The organism is Methylobacterium gregans (genome assembly GCF_022179245.1).
Lineage (GTDB): Bacteria > Pseudomonadota > Alphaproteobacteria > Rhizobiales > Beijerinckiaceae > Methylobacterium > Methylobacterium gregans.
The window spans coordinates 57,253-80,633 of record NZ_BPQM01000059.1 but is presented as its reverse complement, the minus strand read 5'-3'; the positions used below and the strand labels follow the sequence as shown (position 1 = coordinate 80,633).

Here is a 23,381-nt window from a genome sequence, read left to right as displayed (position 1 = left end):
CTGCGGGAGAGGCCGGGATCCGGCCCCGACCCGGTTATGATTCACCGATGACCACGATCGCGATCGATTTCGAGACGGCCAACGAGCGGCGCGACAGCGCCTGCGCGGTCGGCCTCGCCTGGATCGCGGACGGCCGCGTGGTCCGGCGCGAATCCCGGCTGATCCGGCCGCCGGAGCTGCGCTTCGCGCCGGGCAACATCCGGGTCCACGGCATCCTGCCGGCGGACGTGCGGGACCAGCCCGGCTTCGCCGCGGTGATGGCCGAGTTCATGCCCGACCTCGCTTCCGGCACGATCCTCGCCCACAACGCGAGCTTCGACATCGGCGTGCTGCGCGCCTCGCTCCACGCCTGCGGGCAGCCGGCACCGCCTCTGGCCTATCTGTGCACGGTGCAGGTGGCACGGCGCGTCTTTCCGGATCCCGCCGGCTGCGGCCTCGGCAAGGTGGCCGGGCGCCTCGGCATCCGGTTCAGTCACCACGACGCAGGCGACGACGCCTATGCCTGCGCCGAGATCGCGCTCGCGGCGATGCGCGAGACGGAGACCGCGGATATCGGGGGCCTTGCCCAGGCCATCGGCCTGCCGCTCACCCGGGTCGACGGGGGCTCGCCCCCGCCGCCGCGGCCCGCCCGCGGGGCGATCGCCGAGCGGGCGCTGCGGAGCTTCCGTCCGGCAGTGCCCGTACCGTTGCGCTTCGCCGTGCGGGGCAGCACGGGCAACCGCTACGAGGTCACGCTGGACGAGCGCTCCGGCACCCCGAACCTGCGCTGCACCTGCATGGCGGGCCGCCACGGGATGCGCTGCCGCCACGTGAAGGCGTTGGCGGTCGGAGACGTGACGGATCTGTTGTCGGACAACGCGGCTGAGCTCGCGCGGGTGCTGGGGCTACTTGCAGAGGTGCAGTAGGGCGGCAGGCCCTCGTTCGGCCGGCGCAATGCGGTCTCCCACGCGCTCTCCCTGCCCCGCAGAGAGGGAGGGCGTCGCGGGAAGCGGATTCCCTCCCCGCTACGCCTCGGGCAACAGGAGCGCCCTCAGGCCGCCTGCTTTCCCGCCGCACCGTAGAAGGTGCCCCCATCCCGGGCCATCGCCAGGACGTTCTCCGGCACGCTGAAGCGGGGGCCGTGCCGGGACTCCAGGGACTGCGCCAGCGCCACGAAGGCCCCCGCGCCCATGAAGTCGATGTAGGAGAGCGCCCCTCCGGTGAACGGCGCGAAGCCGAAGCCGAGGATCGAGCCGACATCGGCCTCGCGGGGATCGACCACCACGCCCTCGCCGACCGTGCGGGCGGCCTCTAGCGCCTGGACCACGAGCAGGCGGTGCTTCAGCTCGGCGAAATCGACGGAATCCGGGTCGAGATGCGTCGGCTGGAGTTCCTTAAGGCCCGGCCAGAGGCGCTTCGGCGCGCCCTCCGGATAGTCGTAGAAGCCCTTGCGGTTCTTGCGCCCGAGCCGGCCCTGGTTCTCCACCAGCTCGACCAGGAGCTGCTTCTGGGCCGGATCGACCGCGTCCGGCCCGAGCTGCGCCTCGGTGGCCCGCGCGATCTTCAGGCCCAGATCGAGCGCGACCTCGTCGTTGAGCGAGAGCGGACCCACCGGCATCCCGGCCTGACGGCCCGCGCTCTCGATCATCGCGGGCGGCACGCCCTCCAAGAGCATCTTGTGGCCCTCCAGCAGGTAGGCCGTCACGCAGCGATTGGCGAAGAAGCCGCGGGAATCGTTGACCACGATCGGCGTCTTGCGCACCGCCCGGACGTAGTCGAGGGCGGTCGCCACGGCCCGGTCGCCGGTGGCGCGGCCCCGGATGATCTCGACCAGCATCATCTTCTCGACCGGCGAGAAGAAATGGATGCCGACGAATCGCTCGGGCCGGGCGCTCGCCTCGGCGAGGCCGGTGATCGGCAGGGTCGAGGTGTTGGAGGCGAAGACGGCGTCGGGGCCGATCGCCGCCTCGACCTGCCGGATTACATCGGCCTTCACCCGCGGGTCCTCGAAAACCGCCTCGATGACGAGGTCGCAATCCTTGAGGTCGGCGTAGTCGGCCGAGGTCCGGATGCGGGCGAGCAGCGCCTCGCGGTCGGCGGTCTTGGCCCGGCCCTTGTTGATCTGGTCGGTGACGAGCTTGTGGGCGTAGGCCTTGCCCTTCTCGGCCGCCTCGATCGACTGGTCGATCAGCACCACGTCGAGCCCGGCATTGGCCGTGACGTAGGCGACGCCCGCGCCCATGAAGCCGGCGCCCACCACGCCGACGCGCTTCAGGGCGGTGGGGGGCACGTCCTTCGGCCGGCGCGCGCCCTTGTTCAGCTCGCCCATCGAGATGAACAGGGTGCGGATCATCGCCTGCGCTTCCGTGGTCCGCAGAATCATCGCGAAATAGCGGCTCTCGACCCTGAGGCCGAGATCCATCGGCAGCTGCAGGCCCTCGTAGACCGAGGCCAGGATCGCCTTTGCGGCCGGGTAGTTGTCGTGCGTCTCGCGGCGGTAGATCGCGTTGGCCGGCGGCCAGATCATCATGCCGGCCGGCGAGTAGACCTTGCCGGACGGCGCCTTGAACTTCGGCACGTCCCAGGGCGCGACCGCCGAACCGCCGCCGAGAATCCAGGCCTTGGCCTGGGCGATGATCTCGTCCTTGGGCGCCACCGCGTGCACGAGGCCCATGCCCTTGGCCATCTGCGGCCGGATCTGCTCGCCCTTGAACAGCATCTGCAGGGCATCGCCCGTCTGCATCAGGCGCGCGACGCGCTGGGTGCCGCCGCCGCCCGGGAACAGGCCGACCTTGATTTCCGGCAGTCCGACGCGGGTCTTCGGATCGTCCGAGACGACCCGATGATGGCAGGCCAGCGCCAGCTCGAAGGCACCACCCAGGCAGATGCCGCTGATCGCCGCCGCGAAGGGCTTGCCGCAGGTCTCGAGCCGCCGGAACAGCAGCGAGAGGCGGCGCGACTCCTCGAAGAAGCGCACCATCGCCGCCTCCTCGCCGGCGGTCGCCCGCAGCTCCTCGTAGGCGCGGCCGAGGCCCTGCAGCATCGTCAGGTCGGCGCCGCCGGAGAAGTTGTCCTTGCCCGACGTGATCACGCAGCCCTTGATGCCAGCCTCGCCCGCCACCGCCTCCACGATCTGCGCGAGCTCGTCCATCACCGCCTCGGTGATGACGTTCATCGAGCGGCCCGGCATGTCCCAGGTCGCGAGCGCGACGCCGTCGGCATCGGTCTCGAAGCGGAAATTCTTCAGGTCCATCTCACGTCCTCGCGTCTGGGGAGGGGCGGGTCTTAAGGCTTCGGTGAGGTTGCGCGGCCATGGTCGCGGCGGGGGCGAATGAGAACAGCGGTGCCATGAAGACTGCCCACGCCTGCCGTGCCTGCCGGGACGGCGCGGAGCTCGACTTCGCCTTCACCATGGCGTTCCAGCCGATCCTCGACCTCGCGACCGGCACGGTCTGGGGCTACGAGGCGCTGGTGCGCGGGCCCGAGGGCCAGGGCGCCGGCACGATCCTCGACCGGGTGACGGACGACACCCGCTACCGCTTCGACCAGGCGGCGCGCGTGAAGGCGATCGAGCTCGCGGGCCGGCTGTTCCCGCCTGGCGGGACCGAGCGCCTGTCCATCAACTTCATGCCGAACGCGGTCTACGAGCCGAACGCCTGCATCCGCGCCTCGCTGGAGGCGGCGCGCCGCGTCGGCTTCGCGCACGAGCGCATCATGTTCGAGTTCACCGAGAACGAGCGCTTCCGCGACACCGCGCACGTGCAGAACATCGTCGCGGCCTATCGCCGCCATGGATTCCTGACGGCGCTCGACGATTTCGGCGCGGGCTTCGCGGGCCTCTCCCTGCTGGCGAATTTTCGGCCCGACCTGATCAAGATCGACATGGACCTCCTGCGCGGCATCGACGCGGATGCCGGCCGGCAGGCGATCGTCGCAGGCCTGATCGCGATCGCGCGGGCGCTCGGCGTCACGGTACTCGCCGAGGGCGTCGAGACCGCCGCGGAGTGCGACACGCTGCACCGGCTCGGCGTTCACCTGTTCCAGGGCTACCATTTCGCCAAGCCCCTCCTCGAAGGCCTGCCGGCGGTGGCGGGCTTCCCGGTCACCCGGGCTCCCGCGATGGTCGCGTGAGATCCGCACCCGCCGGCCTCCGACGGCCTACTTGGCGGGCGCGGGGGCAGGTGTCGGGGCCGGGCCCGGCACCGCGGCGGGCGGCGTGCCGGGCTGCGGGCCCTCGCCGCCGGCAGCGGCCACCGCCAGCATGTTCAGCAGCTTCGTCACCGAGCCCTGCGAGATCGCGGTCACGCTGGAGGACGGGTCGGCGTTCAGGCTCTGGAACTTCTGGTAGGTCTTGTCGTCGTAGATCTCGTTGAGGTGCTTGAGCTCGGCGAGGCTGAACTTGCCGGCGTATTCCTTGGACAGACCCTCGACCATCACCTCGCGCTGGCGGTCGAACTCGGCGTTGAGCTCCTTGCGCACGGCGTCGGCCTTCTGGTCGGGCATCGTCGCCACGGTCTTCTCGAGCGCCGCACCGAAGCCGGTCTGCAGGTTCTTGATCAGGGTCTTCGAGACCAGGGTCTTGGCCTCGGCGATCTTTTCGGCGGCCTCGTCGGCGCGGGCGGCGAGCGGCAGCGCGAGGGCGGTCGTCAGGCAGAGGGTGGCGATGAGGCGGTTCATCTGAAGCGTTTCTCCCATGAGGCTTCGGTTCCGCCTTGAACGGCGGTCGCGTCGGCCTCTAGCAGCGTTTGGCCCGATGTGGGAGCGGCCGGCGCGGCCGCTCCCAGGATCGTCAGACCCGGCGCGTCACACCCGCTCGATGATGGTCGCGGTGCCCATGCCGGCGCCGATGCAGAGGGTGACGAGCGCCCGCTCCTTGCCGGTGCGCTCAAGCTCGTCCAGCACCGTGCCGAGGATCATCGCGCCGGTGGCGCCGAGCGGGTGGCCGAGCGCGATGGCGCCGCCGTTGACGTTGACCTTGGCCGGATCGAGGTCGAAGGCCTGCTGGAAGCGCAGCACCACCGAGGCGAAGGCCTCGTTGATCTCGAACAGGTCGATGTCATCCAGGCTCATCCCGGCGCGGGCCAGCACCTTGCGGGTCACGTCCACGGGGCCGGTGAGCATCAGGGCGGGGTCGGAGCCGATATTGGCAAACGCTCGGATGCGGGCGCGGGGACGAAGGCCGGCCGCGTCCCCGGCCTCGCGCGAGCCGATCAGCACCGCCGCGGCGCCATCCACGATGCCCGAGGAATTGCCCGCGTGGTGGACGTGCTCGACCGCCTCGACATCGGGGTGCGCGTCGATGGCGACCGCGTCGAAGCCGCCCATCTGGCCCATCTGGACGAAGGAGGCCTTCAGCGAGGCCAGCGACTGCATGTCGGTGGAGGGCCGCATGTGCTCGTCGCGGTCGAGCAACGTGATGCCGTTGACGTCCTTCACCGGCACCACGGCGTCGCGGAACAGCCCCTCCTCCCAGGACTTCGCGGCCCGCCGCTGCGACTCGACCGCGTAGGCGTCGCAATCCGTGCGGGAGAAGCCGTACTTGGTGGCGATGAGGTCGGCCGAGACGCCCTGCGGCATGAAGTAGGACTTCACGGCAATCGCCGGATCGACCGGCCAGGCGCCGCCGGAGGCGCCGAGCCCGACGCGGCTCATCGACTCGACGCCGCCGCCGACCGTCATGTCGTGCTGGCCGGCCATCACCTGGGCGGCGGCGAAGTTCACGGCGTCGAGCCCCGAGGCGCAGAAGCGGTTGATCTGCACGCCCGGCACGTGGGTGCCGTAATCGGCCACCAGCGCGGCCGCGCGGGCGATGTCGCCGCCGGCCTCGCCGACGGGATCGACGCAGCCCAGAACGACGTCGTCGACGCGGCGCGTGTCGAGGGCGTTGCGGTCTTTCAGCGCGCGCAGAGCCGTCTCGGCGAGGCGGAGCGCCGTCACCTCGTGAAGCGCGCCGTCCGGCTTGCCGCGCCCACGGGGCGTGCGGACATGGTCGAAGATGTAGGCCTCGGGCATCTCAGCGCTTCCTCGTGTCTCGTTGCCGCGGCTCTCGCGAGGCGGCTCAGAACGCCTCGGCGGCGAGCGCCATGGTGGTGTCCGACCCGGCCTTGATGCGGGCGAGGCGGAGCGACGTCTCCGGCAGCATCCGCTCCATGTAGAAGCGGCCGGTCACGAGCTTGGCCTCCATGCGGGCATCCCCCGTCTTCGCGAGCGCCGCCTTGGCAATGCGGGCCCACATGTAGCCCATCGCCACGAGGCCGAGGAGGTGCATGTAGTCGGTCGCGCCCGCGCCCGCGTTGTCGGGCTTGGCCATCGCGTTCTGCATGAACCACATCGTGGCGCCCTGCAGGTCGTTGAGCGCCGTCTGCAGGGGCTGGACGAAGGGCTTCATCGCCTCCGTCTCGTTGTGGTCCTTGATGAAGGTCTGGACCTCGCCCAGGAAGGTCATCATCGCCCGGCCGCCGTCACGGGGCAGCTTGCGGCCGATCAGGTCCATGGCCTGGATGCCGTTGGCGCCCTCGTAGATCATGGCGATGCGGGCATCGCGCACGAACTGCGACATGCCCCATTCCTCGACGTAGCCGTGCCCGCCGAACATCTGCTGCGCTTCGACGGCGTTGGCGAAACCCCGGTCGGTCAGCACGCCCTTCACCACCGGGGTCATCAGGCCCATGTGGTCGTCGGCCGCCTGACGCTGCCGGGCGTCCTCCGAGCGGTGAACGATGTCGGATTGCAGCGCGGTCCAGAGCATCAGGGCCCGGGCGCCCTCGTTGAAGGCGCGGATGCCCATCAGGGTGCGGCGCACGTCGGGGTGGACGATGATCGGGTCGGCGGCCTTGTCCGGGGCCTTGGCGCCGGTGAGCGCGCGGCCCTGCAGCCGGTCCTTCGCGTACGCCACCGCGTTCTGGTAGGCGACCTCGGACTGGCCGAGCCCCTGGACGCCCACCGCGAGGCGCGCCTCGTTCATCATCACGAACATCGCGTTGAGGCCGCGATTGGCCTCGCCGACGAGCCAGCCCTTGGCCCCGTCGTAGTTCATCACGCAGGTGGCGTTCCCGTGGATGCCCATCTTGTGCTCGATCGAGCCGCAGGTGACGCCGTTGCGCTCTGCCAGGGAGCCGTCCTGGTTCACCAGGATCTTCGGCACCACGAAGAGCGAGATGCCCTTGGTGCCGGCGGGCGCGCCCTCGATCCGGGCGATAACGAGGTGGACGATGTTCTCGGAGAGGTCGTGCTCGCCCGCCGAGATGAAGATCTTGGTGCCGGTCAGGCTGTACGAGCCGTCGCCGTTCGGCACCGCCTTGGTCTTGAGGAGGCCGAGATCCGTGCCGCAATGGGGCTCGGTGAGGTTCATAGTGCCGGTCCAGGTGCCCGCGACCATGTTGGGGATGTAGGTCCGCTTCTGCTCCTCGGTGCCGTGCACGAGGAGCGCGGCGATCGCCCCCTGCGTCAGGCCCGGATACATGCCGAGCGCGAGGTTCGCCCCCGAGATGAATTCCTGCATCGCGGTGTTGAGGGTGTGGGGCAGGCCCTGGCCGCCGAACGCCTCGGGCACGGACAGGCCCATCCAGCCGCCCTGCGCGTAGGCGTCATAGGCCTGTTTGAAGCCCTTCGGGGTCGTCACCGAGCCGTCGGCCTGCCGCGTGCAGCCCTCGAGGTCGCCCGCGCGGTTGACCGGCGCGAACACCGTGTCGGTGAGCTTCGCGCCCTCCCCCAGCACCGCCTCGACCACGTCGGGCGAGGCCTCCGCGAAGCCCGCGAGATTCGCGTGATTGTGGAAGCCGAGCACGTCGTTGAGGAGGAACAGGGTGTCCTCGACCGGGGCGCGGTAGCTCGGCATGTGCTCTCCTCCAGAGGCGGTCGGCGCTGGCGGCTTGGGCGATCCGCGGGATCGCGCCGCTCGATAGTTCACATCTAAACTATCGCGCCGTCGGGCCGCAAGAGGCGGCGGCTGACAACCCGCAGGATCCTGTCGCCCGGCCGATGCCGTGCCGCGGCCCGGCGCCTGGGGACGAGCGCGCTCGTGCATCCCGGGCAGCTGCTCCCGCTTCGTCCCCCCTCCCCCGCGGCCAGGGCGATGCATATGACGAGGGCGCCCGGACACGGACAGGGCGCGGGCCCCCTCTCCCGTGCGGGAGAGGTCTGCTTTCCCAGAGAGCCGGGTGAGGGATGAGAACTGTCCGGATGGGGCTGTCCCCGACCGCGGCAGCGTCGTGCCTCTTCCGAAGAGTTCTCACGTCGAGTCTCATCCCTCTCCCCAACCTTCTTCCGCACGAGAGAGGGAGCGCGGGGCGGTTCAGGCGCGAGCCGAGGCCGGTTGGCTGCCCTCTGCGATCGCCCTCCCTCGCAAAGGGGAGAGGGAGCGCGCGGAGGAGATCGACGCAGGTCGTGCGGATCCGGCTGCCTGATGGAAGCGGACGCGTGCTCCCGGCCGCGTCCGAGATGCTCCGGTATCGTCTGAACCGGGTCGCTCTCCGCGCCTCGCAACTCGGCCGATGCGCAGATTGCCGCGCCCTCCCAATCCCTCCGTCCCGTGGACGACAGTCTTAACGGGGTGTTTACCAAGAAAGTTAATGGTCCGTGGTCGAAGAACCGCATGCCCCGCCGGTCCGCGCACGATGCGCTGCCCCGGCGACCAGCTGCCGCACGCCGTCCGAGGCAGGCCAGGATGACACGCACCGCGAAGCCGAACTTCGACAGCTTCGATCCCGACGTGCTAGAGGCCGCCCGCGACGTCGCGCGCCGGGCCGGCATCCCGCTCGAGGAGTGGATCGCCCGGAACGTGCCCCGGGGTGGCCAGCGCCGTCGCCGGCCGAGCGAGCCGGTCCGCGAGCAGCACCGCAAGGCGGATCGGGCGGCGGAGGAGGCCCCACGCTTTCAGGCAAACCGTCCGCAAGGCGCTCCGGACGCGCGCCGGCCGTCCGGACCCGAGCCCGCCGAGGACGGCGCGCTCGCCTCCATCATCGCCCGTCTCGAAGGACTGGACCGCAGCCTCGCGGAGGATCGGCGCAGCGTGGAAGAGGCGGCGAGCCGCCGGCTCGACGCGATCGAGCACCGCCTGACACGCGCGCTCGACGCTGGCGCGGCCCCGGTGGACAAGGTCGCCGAGCGCCTCGGCGACATCGAGCGCCGGATGTCCGAGCTCGGCGACAAGGTCGCCGCCGCCCGCCCCTATCCGCGCCGCGGCCGCGGGGCCGCCGACATGCGCGAGGCGGTGGACGAGATCCGCCAGCGCCAGCGCGAGCTGGGCGAGACCGCAGCGCCGGTCCGCCGCGCCGCGGGCGAGCCCAGCATCGTCGCGGGCATGCGCCGGGACCTCGCCCGGCGCCTGGACGCCGGCCTGCACGAGGATCTGATGATCGATACCGCGGAGGCGGTGTCCGAACTGCAGCGCGAGACCCTGCGGCTGCGCGAATCGATCGGCAGCCTCGCCACAAGCCGCGACGTCGGCGCGCTCGAACAGGCGATGATCTCGCTGGCGACCAACGTCGAGCGGGCCCAGCCCTCGGCCGATCTCGCCGCCATCACGGCCCCGATCGAGTCGATCCGCCAGCACGTCGAGCGTCTGGCCGGAGAGGTCGCGGACGACGTGCACGGCCGCATGGCCGACGAGGTGAGGCGCCTCGCCGCGCGCCTCGACAGCGTCGCCGCCGCTGGCCCCGGATCCGACGGGCGCGCGCTCGACACGCTGTTCCAGGAACTCGACGAGATCCGCCGCCTGCTCGGCACCCTGGCCGGCCCGGAGCGGATCCAGAGTCTCGCCCAGGGCATGCAGGCGATCAGCACCCAGATCGCCCAGCTCCAGGAAGCCGCCAAGGACGCTGCGAAGGAGGCCGCCAGGGAGGCCGCGAAGGCCGAGGGCAGCGCGACCCTGCGGCCGCTCCTCGAGGAGATCCGCAGCGGCCTCGCCGCCCCCGCGCCCGCCGCCTTCGTCGACCAGATGCGGGCGATGGCCACGAAGCTTGACGCCCTGCACGAGCGGGCCGGCGGACAGGACCCCGCCGAGTCGCGCAAGATCCTCGGCCGCATCGACGCGCTGGCCGACAAGGTCGAGCGGGCGAGCACCCAACCCGTCGACGACCTGATCGGCCGTCTCGAGGGGTTGAGCGAGCGGCTCGGCGAACAGCTCGGCGAGCGGTTCGGCGAGAACCCGAACGAGGGTCCGCGCGGGCGGGCGGTGGCGGGCGAGGATTTCGCGTCGATCCACGCCATGCTGAGCAACCTCGCCGAGAAGGTGGATCGCGTCGGCGACCGGGCGGGCGACCGCGCCGGCACGGACGGGCTCGACGCCCTGGAGAAGCAGGTCCTCATCCTCGCCAAGCGCCTCGAATCCGGCGGCGCCGACCCAGCGCTGGCGAGCCTGGAGCGCACAATGGGCGACCTGCTCGCCCAGATGGCGGCCCTGCGCGACCAAGCGCCCGATGCGGACGTGATCGAGCGCGCCGCCCGCGAGGCGGTCGCCGCGAGCCTCGCCGAGCGCGTCGCCCCGCAGGACCGCGGCGAGATCGGCCTGCTGCGGGCCGGCCTCGCCGACCTGCAAGCCCGGCAGACCGCCTCCGACCAGCGGCTCGGCGCGATGCTCGACGGTGTGCAGTCCGCCCTCGACCGCCTGATGAACCGCCTCGACCCCGCTGCCGACGGAGCCGCCCTGCAGGCCGGCCTGCGCCAGCCGAGCCTGGAGGAGCAGCTGATGGCCTCCACGGCGGCCGATCTCGCCCGGGGCGAGACCGAGCGCCGTCGCCGCCCGGAGATGAAGCGGGCCGCCGCGCAGTCGGCCGCCCAACACGGTGACGAGCTGCTCGAGCCCGGCGCGGGCCGGCCGCAGCGCGAGGCCCGGAGCCGCGCCCTTCCGGAGGGCCGCCTGCCCGAAACCCGCCTGGCGGAGGCCGACCTTCCGCATGCCCGCGGACTCGGCGACGAGCTGCCTTCGGGCGAGGACGGGACCGCCGACATCAAGACGAGCTTCATCGCCGCCGCCCGGCGCGCCGCGCAGGCTGCCCAGGCGGAGCTCGCGACCGAGGCGGCGAGCGAGCGGCGCGACCTACGCCTCGGCGGCCGGCCCGACAAGGCCCCGGCGCCGGCCGGGGGCCGGCTCGCGCGGCTGCGCGCCGAGATCGACCGCCGCCGCCGCCCGCTCCTGCTCGGCCTCGCGGCGATCGTGCTGGCGCTGGGCGCCCTGCAGGCGATCGGCACGCATGTGAGCGAGCCCGACCCCTCCACCCCGGTGTCGCGCGTGGCCGCCCCTGAGGCCGCCAAGCCGGAGGCTGCCAGATCCGAGGCCGCGAAATCAGAGGCTGCGGGCGCCGATGCCGGCAAGGCCGATGCCGGCAAGACCGGGACCGCCAAGGCCGACACCATGAAGGCCGACACCGTCAAGGCCGACAAGACCGCCGAGGCACCGAAGACCGCGCTCGCCGACCCGCTGACCACGCAGGCGATCCCCGCCGAGCCGGCCGCCCCGGCCCGCGCGCGCTCCGGCCCGCCGCGGATCTCCGGGGCCGCCGCCCTCTCGGGCGATCTCGCCGGACTGCCCTCCGGGCTCGCCAAGCTGCGGCAGGCGGTGCTCGACGGCGACGGTGCGGCGGCCTGGGAACTGGCCGCGCGCGCAGCGGACGGCCGCGGCGTGACCCGCGACCTCGCGCTCGCCGCCAAACTGTTCGAGAAACTCGCGGCCGCCGGCTACGCCCCGGCCCAGTACAAGCTCGGCGGCCATTTCGAGAAGGGTTCGGGCGTCGCTCGCGACCTCGCCCAGGCCAAGCTCTGGTACGGCCGCGCGGCCGAGCAGGGCCATGCCCGGTCCATGCACAACCTCGCGGTGATCTACGCCGAGAGCCCCGCCGCCAACGGCAAGCCGGATTACGCCTCGGCGGCCTCCTGGTTCAGGCAGGGCGCCGAGTACGGCCTGCGCGACAGCCAGTACAATCTCGGGGTGCTCTACGCCCGTGGACTCGGGCTCGGCCAGGATCTGGTGCAGTCCTACGTCTGGTTCTCGGCCGCCGCGGCGCAGGGGGACGACGATGCGGGCCGCAAGCGCGACGACGTCGCCAACAAGCTGAGCCCGGCGGATCTGGCGAGCGCCAAGACGCTGGCCGCCACCTTCAAGCCGCGCCGGCTCGACCCCGCCGTGAACGAGCCGCCGCAGGCCGCGGACGGCGGCGCGATGACGCTGCTCGGTGCGCCCGCGCCCGGCGCCAACGCTTTCACGCCCCCCGGCCGCAGCCGCGGGGTTTAGGTGCGGGGTTTGACGGGGCGGGTCGCCGCATGCTGGAACCGGGCTTGGCCGCGTCCGTATAACGCTCGGGCTCGCGGCTCGCGCCGCGCGGCCCTGCCGCGGGTCCCACCGGTCCGCGGATGGCGGCCGAGCGGAGGGTGAATGGCACGCCTGAATCCGGTCCCGATGGGGGCTGTCATCCTCGGCGTGGCCGGGCTGGTCCCGTTCCTCGGCTTCGCCGCCCTGTCGGTCGCCGGAAACGACGGCGGGCTCGGCACGCTGGGCCTGAGCCCGCGCACGATCCTCTCCGCCTACGGCGCGGTCATCGCTTCCTTCCTCGGCGGGATCCGCTGGGGCGCGGCCGCCGCGCGCAACGCCGGCAGCGGCGACTACCTGCTGGCGATCGTGCCCTCGCTGATCGCCTGGGCGGCGCTCGCCGCCCCCGCCCCCTGGGATCTGCGCATCCTCGGCGTCCTCGTGCTGGCCTGGGGCCTGGTCGATCAGGACCTGCCCCGCCGCGGCCTCGTCCCGCGCTGGCTCGGGCGGCTGCGCCTCGTCCTCTCCGGGGTCGCCGGCGCGGCCCTCCTCGTCGCGGCCTGAGCGCGGGATCGGACGGGTTAGCCTCGGGTATCCCATCGGTAAGCGCACATTGAATTCGCCGGCCCGCGACGGCATATCGCCCCCGCATTTTCCCTGTTCGAGGAGGCGCTGCGGTGAGTGAGACGGTGGAGCGACACGAATTCGGTGCCGAGGTCGGGCGCCTTCTCGACCTCGTGGTGCACGCCCTCTACTCCGACCGCGAGATCTTCCTGCGCGAACTCGTGGCCAACGCCGCCGACGCGATGGACCGGCGGCGCTTCGAGGCGCTGACCTCGGCCGCGAGCGCCCTGCCGCCCGACGCGAAGGTGCGCATCGCCCCCGACAAGGCGGCGCGCGCGCTCACCGTCTCGGATGCCGGCATCGGCATGACCCGCGAGGATCTGGCGCAGAATCTCGGCACCATCGCCCGCTCGGGCACGCGAGCCTTCTCGCAGTCGCTCGAGAGCGCCAAGGCCGAGGACCGGCCGAGCCTGATCGGCCAGTTCGGCGTCGGCTTCTACTCCGCCTTCATGGTGGCCGACCGGGTCACCGTCACCTCGCGCCGCGCGGGCACCGACGAGGCCTGGACCTGGGCCTCCGACGGCCAGGGCAGCTACACGCTGGAGCGCGCGGAGCGATCCGAGCCCGGCACCGACATCGTGCTCCATCTCAAGACGGATGCGGACGAGTATCTGGAGGCTCACCGGCTCGACCACCTCGTTCGCAAATGGGCCGATTTCATTACTGTGCCGATCGCGATCGTTCAGGACGGTCGCGAGGAGGCGGCCAACCAAGGCACCGCCCTCTGGCGCAAGTCGAAGAGCGAGGTCACGCCCGAGCAGTACGAGGAATTCTACCGCACGGTCGGCATGAACTTCGACAAGCCCTGGGCTACCCTGCACTGGCGTGCCGAGGGACAGCTCGAGTTCTCCGCCCTCCTCTTCGTGCCCGGCATGAAGCCGTTCCAGGCGCTCGAAAACGAGCGGCAGAGCAAGGTGCGGCTGCATGTGCGCCGGATGTTTATCACCGATGAGGCCGAGCTGCTGCCGCCGTGGCTGCGCTTCGTCCAGGGCGTGGTCGATACCGAGGATCTCCCCCTCAACGTCTCGCGCGAGATGCTGCAATCGACGCCGGCGCTTGCGCGGATCCGCCGGGCTGTCACCGGCCGCGTTCTCTCGGAGCTCACGGGCCGCGCCAAGAACGCGGAGGACTACCAGGCCTTCTGGGAGAATTTCGGCCCGATCCTCAAGGAGGGCATCTACGAGGACCACGAGCGCCGCACAGAGATCGCGCCGCTGCTGCGCTTCCGCTCCTCGTCCGTCGACGGCTGGACGAGCCTGCCCGACTACGTCGTACGCATGAAGGACGGTCAGGAGGCGATCTACTATCTCGTCGCAGACGACGCGGAGGCGCTGGGATCCTCGCCGCAGCTTGAGGGCTTCCGCGTCCGCGGCCTCGAGGTGCTGCTCCTGTCCGACCACGTCGACGCCTTCTGGCCCGAGGCGCTCGCGCGCTTCGCAGACAAGCCGCTGCGCTCGGTTACCCAGGGCGGGCTCGACCTCTCGAAGTTTCCCATCGCTGACGAGCCCTCCGAGCCGCCCGCCGGCATCGACGCACTCGTCACCGCCATCAAGGCGGCGCTCGGGCCCGACGTCGCGGACGTGCGCACGACGGACAGGCTCGTCGAGAGCGCGGTGGTTCTCTCGGCCGGCACGGGCCCGGATCTGCAGATGCAGCGCCTGCTGCGACGGGCCGGCCGCAATGGTGGTCAAGCCGTGTTGGAGATCAACCCGCGTCACCCCCTGATCCGCGCCCTGGCGGAAGGTCCGGCCGAAGCGGTGCCGGCGGCCGCAGGTACCCTTCTCGACCTTGCCCGCATACAGGATGGCGACATCCCCCGCGATCCGGTAGCCTTCGCCCGGACAATCACGGCGGCGCTCGCCGCTGAGCGAGGACCTTGATCCCCGCAGCCCGGCCCCACTCCCGAAGGGGTCGCCCTCTCGTGCAGGTGTGGCATCGCCAGGTTCCAGTGCTCAGAAACGCCGGAACGGCTTGCCACGCTGCTGATGCTTCGCTATAGCCCCGACATCGATCCGGTGCCCGGAGCCGAAGCTGCTCGAGCGATTAGCATGGCAGCAGATCGATGCGACGGCAACGCGTTAGCGCGTCGGCGTCGATGGAGAGGTGGCAGAGCGGTTGAATGCACCGCACTCGAAATGCGGCATGGGTGCAAGCCCATCGGGGGTTCGAATCCCCCCCTCTCCGCCAATTGACCTGAAAAGCCTGATTTTTCAGATAGACCGAAGGGAAACAGCAACTTCGCGGCCGCTTAGTAGTACACACGGGCGGTAAACACGTGGTTCTGGCGATGTTGCGTCCCTTGCCCCATCCAACGACCGGCGTCTTCTGGATTCCGCAGACGGGTCCCGAAGGACCTCCTGGCCCTCGTCGGCCGGCGCGAGGAGAAGGCCAGCCTCGGGACGAAGGACGTCGGCGAGGCCGAGCGCCGTCACGGCGCGCAGGTCGAGGCCCGCTGGGCCAACCTGCTGGCCGGCGTGCGGCGGCTCAACCTGCTTGAGATCAACGTCGTCGCAGGCGAGGTCTACGACGAGCTGATCGCCCGGTACTGGGCGGGCGGGTTCTCACCGTTCCAGAGCCTAACGACGGCCAGCATCATCGAGCGGTTCGCGGCGGATCGCACCCCGGTGTCTCCTTCGACGATGTGGTGGAACGCGGTCGAACGACCGGTATGGGCGCAAGAGTGAAGGTCGATGCCCCATCCTGCGGGCCGCCGTACATAGTCGGCGCTGTGCTCGCGATAGCCGCTCCGTAGGCTGCGGTATCGGTCATCCTTGCGTCATGCGCCAGCTGTCCAGGCGGCCAGCCCCGAGTGCCTCCTGAGCACAACGATAGCCGATCCCCGCGATCGTCTCGTAGGACGCCCAGGCTCGGAGATCGATCCCCGCGAGGCGCGGCTTGAGGACTGCGGCCGCCGAGGCAACGGCCATCATCGTCTGCGCATCACTGGACACGGTCGCCGCGCGCAGAAGGAGCGGAACGATCGCTGGCATGGCGTCCGGCATTCCGAGCCAACTCCGCACAACCCGTCCGCGCCAGGTCCGGGCCGGCATGGTCTGGAAAGCGAGATCGCTGCCGACGTCGATCGCGAGCACGGGACCGCGCTCCATCCGGGCGGCGATGTCCGCCGGCAGGTTGTTCATCATGCCGCCGTCTACGAGCACGCCGTCCTCGGTGCAAACCGGCGGCAGCAATCCGGGAATGGCGATGCTGGCACGTAGCGCCGTGGGTAGATCGCCGTTGTGATGGATCATTGCCGAGCCTGTGGTGAGGTTCGACGAGACGCAGAAGAAGGGCAGCCAAAGGTCCTCGAGCCGTGCGCCGCCGAAACGCTGGGCAAGCCCTGCATCGACCTTCGCGCCGCGGGTGAGCGCGTGATAGGGCAGCGTGTAATCGTTGAGCGGATTCTGCCCAACGAAGGACTCGATGGTCTGATGGTGGATGCGCTCCAGGCTCCAACCCATCGCGATGCTCGCCGCGATGATCGCGCCCATGCTGGTCCCGCCCACGAAATCGACGCCGCAGCCAGCCTCCTCCAACGCTCGCAGCACGCCGAGATGGGCGAGGCCGCGCGCTCCTCCGCCACCGAACGCGACGCCGCGCGCGCAGCCGCTCGCCAACCGTGCAAGCCTGCAGACGTCGGTCGGCTGCCCGCTGCGCACCTGGATGCGCAATGAGGCTGGAAGAGCCGCGACGGCCGGATGGAGCGGTCGCGGAAGCTCTGCGTCGGGCTGCTGATCGACCACGAGGTCCATGCGCACCCATTCCGAGCGTGTGCGGGCGACGCAGGCCTCGCAGTCGGGCCGGGGCGGTTTGCCAGGTGCGGCGAGCAGGAGGACGTGATCGGCCTGACGCAGGCAGAGCCGGCACCAAGGGCAGTCGATCTGTTGAGCGATGTAGATCGTACGGTCGTGCCCCGCCTCGAAGCTGTGGAACCACGATTCATCGACACCCTCCGGCCACTGTGCGAGGCAGCCCGTCCGGCCCGGCAAAATACCATCGAAGGCCAGGGCAAGCCGCGTTCCGAACTCGGTGACGGAAGGCCCTTCGGTGACCGCGAGTATCGCGAAGGTCCGCGGTGCCCGCTCGACCGGGCGTGCTTTCTGGACTGCGCGCAACCGATCGGCGAGCAGACGCGAGAAGTAGAGCAGCGTTCCCGGCTGCTCTGCGACGATATCCTCGAAGGCGTCCCGGGTCAGGCGCAGCAGCTGCGAGTCGCGCAGTGCTGTCGCCGTGGCCGAGCGTGGCGCATCCGAAAGCAGCGCCATCTCACCGACTGAGTCGGGTGGGACCAGACGCGCGACGCGCCGGACGACTCCGGTGCGTGCATCGCGGGTCGAGATGCCAACGCTGCCTGAGACAAGCGTGTAGAGCGCATCGCCCGCCTCGCCCTCCTCAAAGAGCGGCCAGCCCCCTGCGACGGCGATGCCGACCATCCGGTCGCGAACTGCGGCACGGGCGGCCGGGTCGAGGCCGGATAGGAAGGGGATCCGCGGCTCATTCATGCACCGTCGGCCTTGAGCTGACGCGCGGCGAGCGTATAGCCGCCAGCGGCTCCGTCAACGAAGTGGAAGTGGTCGGCCGCGACCGCCGACAGTGTGATGCAGGTGACGACCGCGGCGTTCTGGCGATGCACGCCGTAGCGCAGGACTCCGTCCGCACGCGCGGTCTGCAATCGGGCCTCGACCGCATCGGCGGTCGCCGCGTCGCAGGCCACGGTCATGCGCAGGCCGTCGTCGAACTTCCGGAAATCCGCGTTGGCGACGACTTCGCGGAGATAGCGGCCCGGAGAAAAGCGCCCGAGCGTCAGCCTGCTGCGGAAGATCGCGAATGAAACGCCTGCGCGGATCAGGACCTGCAACCGTCGCAAGACCCGAGATCCGAGGAGCGGACCACGCAGACGCGCCTCGATCTCCCAGCCTGATGGTGGCCAGTCCAGCGCTGGCCCTGCGGCCGGCAACGGGTGACCTAGGCGCGGCATCGCCTCGATCAGCCCAAGGATGTCGGCCAGCGCGGCGCGGACGGCCATCCGGTCGGCTCCGGTCAGCGGGACCGCGAGCACCGAGAGAACAAGGCCGGTCGCAGCCGGCACCGGCTCGAAGCGGCAGGACAGCCCCGTGAGGTCGGGCCGGGCGCCCGCCGGCGCCGCGGGAAGCCCGTAGGCACCCGCCTTCGTCCGCGCGTCCGCGAAGGCGAGGCCGCCACCCTCGAACATCGCGTAGGCCACCGACTCGGAGGCAGCGTAGCGCGCCACGCGCAGGTCGTGCCCGGCCGCCCGGACCGCGCGGACCGGGACGAGGGCCGCGCGCAGCGTAAGCCCGAGCTCGTCCCGGACGAAGGTGACGGTCGCCGCGAGCGCCGCCTCGACGGTGCTTCGGTCCGACGGCGGCAGGACGAGGCTCGCTCCGTCTCCCCCGAACACGAAGGCCAGGGCGCGGCCGTGCAGCGCGTTGCGGACGGCCGCGATCGCGGCGGCGCCCGCCATATTCACCTCGCGGTAGCGCCCGGCCGCGATCGCTCCGGTCGAGTCGATCACGTCGCAATGGCCGATCCACCAATCGTCCGGCACCGGCACGAAGACGGAGGGCTCTAAGACGTCCGCAAAGGACGTGAACGGCTTGAGGACCTCGTAGGCAAAGCCCGTTTCCGACGCGGAGCCGCTTCCGGTCGCGGAGGGCTCATCCGGCTGATGCAGCTGCGCGATCGCCATGTGGGACGCTCCGGCGGGAGCAGGGCCCGCCGACTCGGTCACGGGGGCGCCATCATATCCTTCGGCGCGACCTTTGGCATCTCCTTGATCTGATCGAGCGGCACCAGCGCCAGCACGGCTCCGCTCGGCGTCTTCACGAGGTTGAACATCGGCGCGCCACTCTTCCTGTCCTTGGCGACGGCGACCATCAGCTCCATCGGCTGAAAGGGTGTGACCGCGAAGTCGTGCCCCCAGGCGCTGACGAGGTTCGAGAGCGAGGCTTGCGCCGCACCGACGGCGGCGAGGATCAGTCCTGCGATAAAGACAGTCCGCATCGGTCCGGTTTCCTTCCGCTCGGCCCCGCATCCGCCTCGTACATCCGCCCTGCGGCCTGTTACAGTTGCCGACCAGCCCTGCGCCTGTATCCCGTGTGCGATGTCACAGGATGCCCGCTATGCGGATGCCGAGATTCTCGGGGCCGCGCAGCGAGGCACCGGGGCGGTAAGGCGGCGGATCGGCGAGCAGCTTCGGATCACGCAGCCGCCGGCAGAGCGCCACCAGCGCGATCTCGGCCTCGATGCGGGCGAGCGGTGCGCCGACGCAGTAGTGCAGGCCGCCGCCGAAGCCGAAATGCTGGATGTCGGCGCGGTCCGGATCGAACCGGTCCGGCTCGGAAAAGCGTTCGGGATCGCGGTTGCCGGCGGCGAAGAGCAGGATGACGGGCGCGCCCTTCGGGATCGTCGCGCCCGCCACCGCGATGTCGCCGAGCGTCTTGCGGCTCCGGAAATGCACCGGCGGCTCGTAGCGCAGCAGTTCCTCGATGACCCTCGGCGCTCGCTCGGGATCGGCCTTGAGCCGCGCAAGCTCGTCGGGGTGGCGCAGCAGGGTCAGCATGCCGTTGGTGATGAGGTTCACCGTGGTTTCGTGGCCGGCGACAAGGAGTAGAACCGCCGTGGCGATCAGGTCGACGTCGCCCATGGCCGGCCGGTCGCGGGTGCCGCGCCGGGCGAGTCCGCTCAGCATGTCGTCGGCAGGCTGCCGGCGCTTCTGCCGGATCAGCGCGCGCATGTAGTCCGCGATGGCGTCGAAGGTCTCCACCGTCGCCCGCCGCGCCTCCTCGTCCCGGCGGGCATCCGGCTCCAGGGCCGTGGCGAGGCGCGTCGCCCAGGCGTGGAATTGCGGCTCGTCCTGCTCCGGCACCCCCAGGAGATCGCAGATCACCGCGACCGGCAATGGATAGGACAGGTCGTCCACGAGGCAGACCGTGTCGCGGCCGCGGCAGGTCTCGATCAGTCCGTCGACCAGCGCGGCAACCCGCCCGTGCAGGTCGTTGACCCGCGCGATGGTGAATTCGCTCATCACGAAGCCGCGCAGCGTGTCGTGGTCCGGCGGGTCGCGGAAGATCAGCGGCCGGTGGGCGTTGGCGATGCGGTTCTTGATCGGGTTGAGGAGCCAGTCCTTGAGCGGGTTGCCCGTGGGCGGTCTGCGGGAGGGCGGCAGATCCTCGGAGCTCAGCCGCGGATCGAAGAGCAGGCTGCGGATCGCCGCGTGCGTGCTCACCACGTAGGCGCCGTCGCGCTGGCGCGCCACTGGCGTCCGGCGCAGCCGCGCGTAGATCGGATAGGGGTCTGCCCGATTCCTCGGATCGAGCACCTCGGCGAACAGAGTGTCCTCAGGCATGGGCAGCCTCCGGCATCCGCCCGCGATCGGTGGGGATCGGCCGAGGCGGCGGGAAGCCCGGCGCGCGCGTCTCGACGGCGGGCTGGTCGGTCGCGCCGCGGATGGGCGGGAAAGCTGCTCCGACCGCGATGCGCTCGGCATAGGCCGGCAGCCAGCGGGCCTCGTCGAAGGACAAAGCCGCGATGCTGCGGCCGTCGCGCCCGTAGACGGCGAGGAAGCGCCCGGCCGCGCGGCTGCCCTGCACGATCGCGACGCTGTCTGCGCCGTCGGCGAGACCGACCATCTTGATGTTGAGGCCGAACTGGCTCGACCAGAAGGCCGGCAGATGCGCGTAGGGCAGCGGATCGTCGGGGTTCAGCATATTGCGCGCCGCGTGGGCCGCCTGCTCCACGGCGTTGCCCCAGTGCTCGACCGCGACCAGGCGTCCGCCATAGAGCGGGTTCGGCCAGCGCGCGACGTCGCCCGCCGCGAAGATGTCCGGGTCGGGCTCGCCCGTGCGGGTGATCGCCCGGCAGGCGCCGTCGCAGGTAAGGCCGCCGATATCCGCCTTGAGCCCGCTCATCGCGAGCCAGTCGGTATCGCGGACGGCGCCGAGCGCCGCGATGACGAGACCGACCGCGATGGTGGCGCCGTCGGCAAGCCGGGCCCGGCACACCTGCCCGTCCTCGCCTTCGAGGGCGCGGACCTGCGTGCCGGGTCGCAGATCGACCCCGGCCGCGCGCATGCGGGCCGCCAGCGTGCCGCCGACAAAGGTGCCGAGCGCGCGGGCGAGTGGGGTCGCATTAGGATCGACGAGCGTCACCGGCAGACCGAGAGCGCGGCAGCAGGAGGCGGCCTCGCAGCCGATCAGGCCGCCGCCGACGATGAGGACGCGACCGGAGGCCCGGGCGAGCGCCGCGCGCAGGGCCGCGGCCTCGTCGCGGCCGCGGATGGTGAAGACGCCGCCAAGCCCCGCGCCCTCGCCCGGCCATTTCCGTGCCCGGGCGCCGGTGGCGACGAGGAGCTTGTCGTAGGCCACGCTGCTGCCGTCGGCGAGCCGGACGGTCTTCGCCCGCCGGTCGAGCCCCGTCGCGGCGCTGCCGAGGCGCCAGCACGCCCGCAGCGGCACGCGTTGCGGGAGTGCCGTCGCATCGGCGGCGAGTTCGCCCGCGAGCACGTGCTTGGAGAGCGGCGGCCGGTCGTAGGGACGATGGGGTTCGTCGCCGACGAGGGTGAGCGGCCCCTCGTAACCGCCCAGGCGCAGGGCCTCGGCGCCGCGCAGCCCTGCCAGCGAGGCGCCGACCACGACGATGCCGGCCTGCCCGCTCACGGCGCGTCCTCCTCGGCGAGCCCGGCGGGCTCGACGCTGATCGCGCGCACCGGGCAGGCCTGCTCCGCCCGCTCGATCCGCGCCCGCGCCGTCTCGGGGGGCGCGGGATCGTAGAACAGGATCTCGTGGCCTCGCAGCTCGAAATGAGCCGGCGCGGCGTAGCAGCACTGCGCGTAGCCCTGGCAGCGGTTCAGATCGACGACGACGCGCATGGGCTGGCTCTCCGATCGCTCTGCATCGAGCAAGGCCGCATTCCCGGCGCGCGGGCCGAGCCGTACGCCACTGGGCCGGCAGCGGGGCGCTGCGGCCGTCCAGTCCCGGGGCCGGAGCCGGCCTTTGTCCGACGTAGCGTGGTCGCCATCGCGCGGTCTCCGGAAGGGTTAGGTGCCCGCTATACTGAGGATTCGCCCTGCGGACGGGAACGCTTACACGGCAATCAGGGCCGGTCAGGCCGCGAGCGCATTCACTTGGGTCAAAATCGTCTGCGCAGCATTCCGTGCAGCGAAGGCGTCGGCCATGGCCTCGGCGCGCTGCGCAAACCCCGGATCGGAGAGGGCCCGATCAATCCCCTCCCGCAGGGCTGCGACCGAGGGCGCGTTGGTGGCGAGATTGATCCCGACGCCCGACCAGCCGATGCGCGCCGCGACCTCGGCCTTGTCCTCGGTCAACCCGGCCACGACGATCGGCACGCCGGCCGCGAGCGCTTGGCTGACGCTGCCGTAGCCGCCGTTGGTGACGAGGAGGTCGATCTCGGGAAGGATCGTCTCGAAAGGCAGGAAGGTCCCGACGCGTGCATTGGCCGGCAGCGGCGCCTTTAGCGACGAGAGCGGCCGACCACCTGTCGTGGCGACGAGGAGGAGGTCGTCCCGGTCGGCGAGCGCGGCAAGCGTCGGTTCGACCAGCTCTCCGAAATCGGCGTTGGCGAGGGTGCCCTGCGTGACGAGGACGACGCGCTTGGTGCGGTCGCGGGTCAGCCACCACTCGGGGAGCTGTACGGCCGTCTGTCCGCTCGGCAGCAGGCCGACAAAGCGCAGAGTCTTGGGCAGGCTGCCGAAATCGTACTCGAAATCCGGTACGCCGGGCTGCAGGAAGATTTCGGGCAGCACAACGATCGACTGCGTCAGCGAAGCCGGCAGCGGCGGCAGGCCGAGTTCGGCGAGCCGCCGGTCCGCATGTGCCCGCACCGGGTTCACGAACGCCGCGTCCATTCGGGCCTTGAGCAGGGCGTAGCGGGCGCGCTCGGCCGCATCGTGGGCCGGCGGCAGGCCCAAGCCGATGGGCGCCCCGTCCGGCCGGTCGAGGAACAGGAAGCTCACGTTCACGACGGCGATCGGCGGGCGCGGTCGCCTATCGAGCAGCAGCGGGAGAACGCCGAGGAACAGGCTGCCCGCTACGATGACGTCCGGCGCCTCTTGCGCGATCAGCGCGCGCAGCCGCGCGGCCTGTGCCGGCATCGGCGCGATGAAGCGCCGCTCGAACTCGTGCGTCCAACGCTCAGGGCCCGGCGGCAGGTCGGGCTCCAGATAGCTCGCCGAGCCAAAGTCGTCGCAAGGGGCGAAACGCAAGCCAGCACGCTCGACCTTTTCCGCGAAGAGCGGGTCGGTCGTGACGACAACGTCGTCGCCGCGCGACGCGAGCAGGCGGCCGATGGCCATGAGCGGATTGACGTGCCCCGTCAGAGGTGTGGCTGCGATGAGTATCTTCACGGCGGCCTCCTTCGATACGCCGGTCTCTTGCCTCCTTCATTCGCGGCGGTGGCCGCACCGTTTCCGGATCGTGACGCCCGGAGTGCGCATGCGCACGCTTCGGCTCCCTCAAGCCGACGGCGCAGTTGGTAGCCTATCTGAGCGGTTGTTGAG

The 23,381-nt window shown here is 71.1% G+C and carries 17 protein-coding genes, 1 tRNA gene and 1 pseudogene; 8 read left to right on the top strand and 11 right to left on the bottom strand.

Annotated features, from left to right (window positions below; all coding sequences use genetic code 11):
• Nucleotides 1-47: 47 nt before the first annotated feature.
• Complete coding sequence (locus MFF54_RS12735; RefSeq protein ID WP_238303263.1) at nt 48-905, top strand: 3'-5' exonuclease; 858 nt, start codon at nt 48-50, stop codon at nt 903-905.
• Between the two features lie 125 nt (nt 906-1,030).
• On the opposite strand, the gene MFF54_RS12730 is transcribed toward MFF54_RS12735, so the two are convergent.
• Nucleotides 1,031-3,232 carry a 3-hydroxyacyl-CoA dehydrogenase NAD-binding domain-containing protein gene (locus MFF54_RS12730; RefSeq protein WP_238303262.1) on the bottom strand — a complete coding sequence of 734 codons (2,202 nt, stop codon included), beginning with the start codon at nt 3,230-3,232 and terminating at the stop codon, nt 1,031-1,033.
• A 95-nt stretch (nt 3,233-3,327) separates the two neighbouring features.
• Between MFF54_RS12730 and MFF54_RS12725 the strand changes: the two genes are divergently transcribed.
• Nucleotides 3,328-4,110: an EAL domain-containing protein gene (locus MFF54_RS12725; protein ID WP_238303261.1), complete on the top strand. Its 783-nt coding sequence runs from the start codon at nt 3,328-3,330 to the stop codon at nt 4,108-4,110.
• Between the two features lie 27 nt (nt 4,111-4,137).
• Here MFF54_RS12725 and MFF54_RS12720 read toward each other — a convergent pair whose 3' ends face one another.
• From MFF54_RS12720 to MFF54_RS12710, 3 genes are all read right to left on the bottom strand, one after another.
• On the bottom strand, nt 4,138-4,656 hold the full coding sequence (locus MFF54_RS12720; protein ID WP_238303260.1) for a DUF2059 domain-containing protein: 519 nt from the start codon (nt 4,654-4,656) through the stop codon (nt 4,138-4,140).
• A gap of 126 nt (nt 4,657-4,782) precedes the next feature.
• Complete coding sequence (locus MFF54_RS12715; RefSeq protein ID WP_238303257.1) at nt 4,783-5,991, bottom strand: acetyl-CoA C-acetyltransferase; 1,209 nt, start codon at nt 5,989-5,991, stop codon at nt 4,783-4,785.
• A 46-nt stretch (nt 5,992-6,037) separates the two neighbouring features.
• Nucleotides 6,038-7,816 (bottom strand): acyl-CoA dehydrogenase C-terminal domain-containing protein, encoded by a 1,779-nt coding sequence (locus MFF54_RS12710; protein WP_238303255.1) that lies wholly within the window; start codon nt 7,814-7,816, stop codon nt 6,038-6,040.
• Between the two features lie 828 nt (nt 7,817-8,644).
• Here MFF54_RS12710 and MFF54_RS12705 point away from each other — a divergent pair.
• The 6 genes and pseudogenes from MFF54_RS12705 to MFF54_RS12685 all read left to right on the top strand — a co-directional run bounded on the left by MFF54_RS12705 (nt 8,645) and on the right by MFF54_RS12685 (nt 15,531).
• On the top strand, nt 8,645-12,208 hold the full coding sequence (locus tag MFF54_RS12705; RefSeq protein ID WP_238303253.1) for a tetratricopeptide repeat protein: 3,564 nt from the start codon (nt 8,645-8,647) through the stop codon (nt 12,206-12,208).
• A 141-nt stretch (nt 12,209-12,349) separates the two neighbouring features.
• The gene (locus tag MFF54_RS12700; RefSeq protein WP_238303251.1) at nt 12,350-12,787 is read left to right on the top strand and encodes a DUF3429 domain-containing protein; all 438 of its coding nucleotides are present in this window, start codon (nt 12,350-12,352) and stop codon (nt 12,785-12,787) included.
• Between the two features lie 113 nt (nt 12,788-12,900).
• A complete protein-coding gene (gene htpG, locus MFF54_RS12695) occupies nt 12,901-14,727 on the top strand; it encodes a molecular chaperone HtpG (RefSeq protein ID WP_238303249.1) in 1,827 nt (608 codons plus the stop codon).
• A 217-nt stretch (nt 14,728-14,944) separates the two neighbouring features.
• Nucleotides 14,945-15,034, top strand: a tRNA-Ser gene (locus tag MFF54_RS12690).
• Nucleotides 15,035-15,153: 119 nt separating this feature from the next.
• Nucleotides 15,154-15,315: pseudogene (locus tag MFF54_RS27790) on the top strand (DUF6538 domain-containing protein); the annotation flags it as partial.
• A 6-nt stretch (nt 15,316-15,321) separates the two neighbouring features.
• Nucleotides 15,322-15,531 carry a hypothetical protein gene (locus tag MFF54_RS12685; protein WP_238303247.1) on the top strand — a complete coding sequence of 70 codons (210 nt, stop codon included), beginning with the start codon at nt 15,322-15,324 and terminating at the stop codon, nt 15,529-15,531.
• Nucleotides 15,532-15,612: 81 nt separating this feature from the next.
• Here the strand turns inward: MFF54_RS12685 and MFF54_RS12680 are convergent, their stop codons facing one another.
• The 7 genes from MFF54_RS12680 to MFF54_RS12650 all read right to left on the bottom strand — a co-directional run bounded on the left by MFF54_RS12680 (nt 15,613) and on the right by MFF54_RS12650 (nt 23,228).
• Nucleotides 15,613-17,349, bottom strand: coding sequence for a patatin-like phospholipase family protein (locus tag MFF54_RS12680; RefSeq protein WP_238303246.1), 1,737 nt, complete (start codon nt 17,347-17,349; stop codon nt 15,613-15,615).
• Entirely contained in the window at nt 17,346-18,554 is a 1,209-nt protein-coding gene (locus MFF54_RS12675) for a DUF3095 domain-containing protein (RefSeq protein WP_238303245.1), read from the bottom strand. Before MFF54_RS12675 ends, MFF54_RS12680 begins: the two co-directional genes overlap by 4 nt.
• A 38-nt stretch (nt 18,555-18,592) precedes the next feature.
• A complete protein-coding gene (locus tag MFF54_RS12670) occupies nt 18,593-18,868 on the bottom strand; it encodes a hypothetical protein (RefSeq protein ID WP_238303244.1) in 276 nt (91 codons plus the stop codon).
• Between the two features lie 103 nt (nt 18,869-18,971).
• Nucleotides 18,972-20,213 carry a cytochrome P450 gene (locus MFF54_RS12665; RefSeq protein ID WP_238303243.1) on the bottom strand — a complete coding sequence of 414 codons (1,242 nt, stop codon included), beginning with the start codon at nt 20,211-20,213 and terminating at the stop codon, nt 18,972-18,974.
• Complete coding sequence (locus tag MFF54_RS12660; RefSeq protein ID WP_238303242.1) at nt 20,206-21,522, bottom strand: NAD(P)/FAD-dependent oxidoreductase; 1,317 nt, start codon at nt 21,520-21,522, stop codon at nt 20,206-20,208. Before MFF54_RS12660 ends, MFF54_RS12665 begins: the two co-directional genes overlap by 8 nt.
• Complete coding sequence (locus MFF54_RS12655; protein ID WP_238303241.1) at nt 21,519-21,734, bottom strand: ferredoxin; 216 nt, start codon at nt 21,732-21,734, stop codon at nt 21,519-21,521. Before MFF54_RS12655 ends, MFF54_RS12660 begins: the two co-directional genes overlap by 4 nt.
• A gap of 234 nt (nt 21,735-21,968) precedes the next feature.
• Nucleotides 21,969-23,228, bottom strand: a complete 1,260-nt coding sequence (locus MFF54_RS12650; protein WP_238303240.1) for a glycosyltransferase — start codon at nt 23,226-23,228, stop codon at nt 21,969-21,971.
• Nucleotides 23,229-23,381: the final 153 nt, after the last annotated feature.

Coding starts and splice junctions, on each gene's coding strand:
- MFF54_RS12670 (WP_238303244.1), bottom strand. CDS start 18,868: ATGCGGACTGTCTTTATCGCAGGACTGATCCTCGCCGCCGTCGGTGCG.
- MFF54_RS12715 (WP_238303257.1), bottom strand. CDS start 5,991: ATGCCCGAGGCCTACATCTTCGACCATGTCCGCACGCCCCGTGGGCGC.
- MFF54_RS12705 (WP_238303253.1), top strand. CDS start 8,645: ATGACACGCACCGCGAAGCCGAACTTCGACAGCTTCGATCCCGACGTG.
- MFF54_RS12735 (WP_238303263.1), top strand. CDS start 48: ATGACCACGATCGCGATCGATTTCGAGACGGCCAACGAGCGGCGCGAC.
- MFF54_RS12720 (WP_238303260.1), bottom strand. CDS start 4,656: ATGAACCGCCTCATCGCCACCCTCTGCCTGACGACCGCCCTCGCGCTG.
- MFF54_RS12655 (WP_238303241.1), bottom strand. CDS start 21,734: ATGCGCGTCGTCGTCGATCTGAACCGCTGCCAGGGCTACGCGCAGTGC.
- MFF54_RS12710 (WP_238303255.1), bottom strand. CDS start 7,816: ATGCCGAGCTACCGCGCCCCGGTCGAGGACACCCTGTTCCTCCTCAAC.
- MFF54_RS12665 (WP_238303243.1), bottom strand. CDS start 20,213: ATGCCTGAGGACACTCTGTTCGCCGAGGTGCTCGATCCGAGGAATCGG.
- MFF54_RS12700 (WP_238303251.1), top strand. CDS start 12,350: ATGGCACGCCTGAATCCGGTCCCGATGGGGGCTGTCATCCTCGGCGTG.
- MFF54_RS12730 (WP_238303262.1), bottom strand. CDS start 3,232: ATGGACCTGAAGAATTTCCGCTTCGAGACCGATGCCGACGGCGTCGCG.
- MFF54_RS12725 (WP_238303261.1), top strand. CDS start 3,328: ATGAAGACTGCCCACGCCTGCCGTGCCTGCCGGGACGGCGCGGAGCTC.
- MFF54_RS12680 (WP_238303246.1), bottom strand. CDS start 17,349: ATGAATGAGCCGCGGATCCCCTTCCTATCCGGCCTCGACCCGGCCGCC.
- MFF54_RS12675 (WP_238303245.1), bottom strand. CDS start 18,554: ATGGCGATCGCGCAGCTGCATCAGCCGGATGAGCCCTCCGCGACCGGA.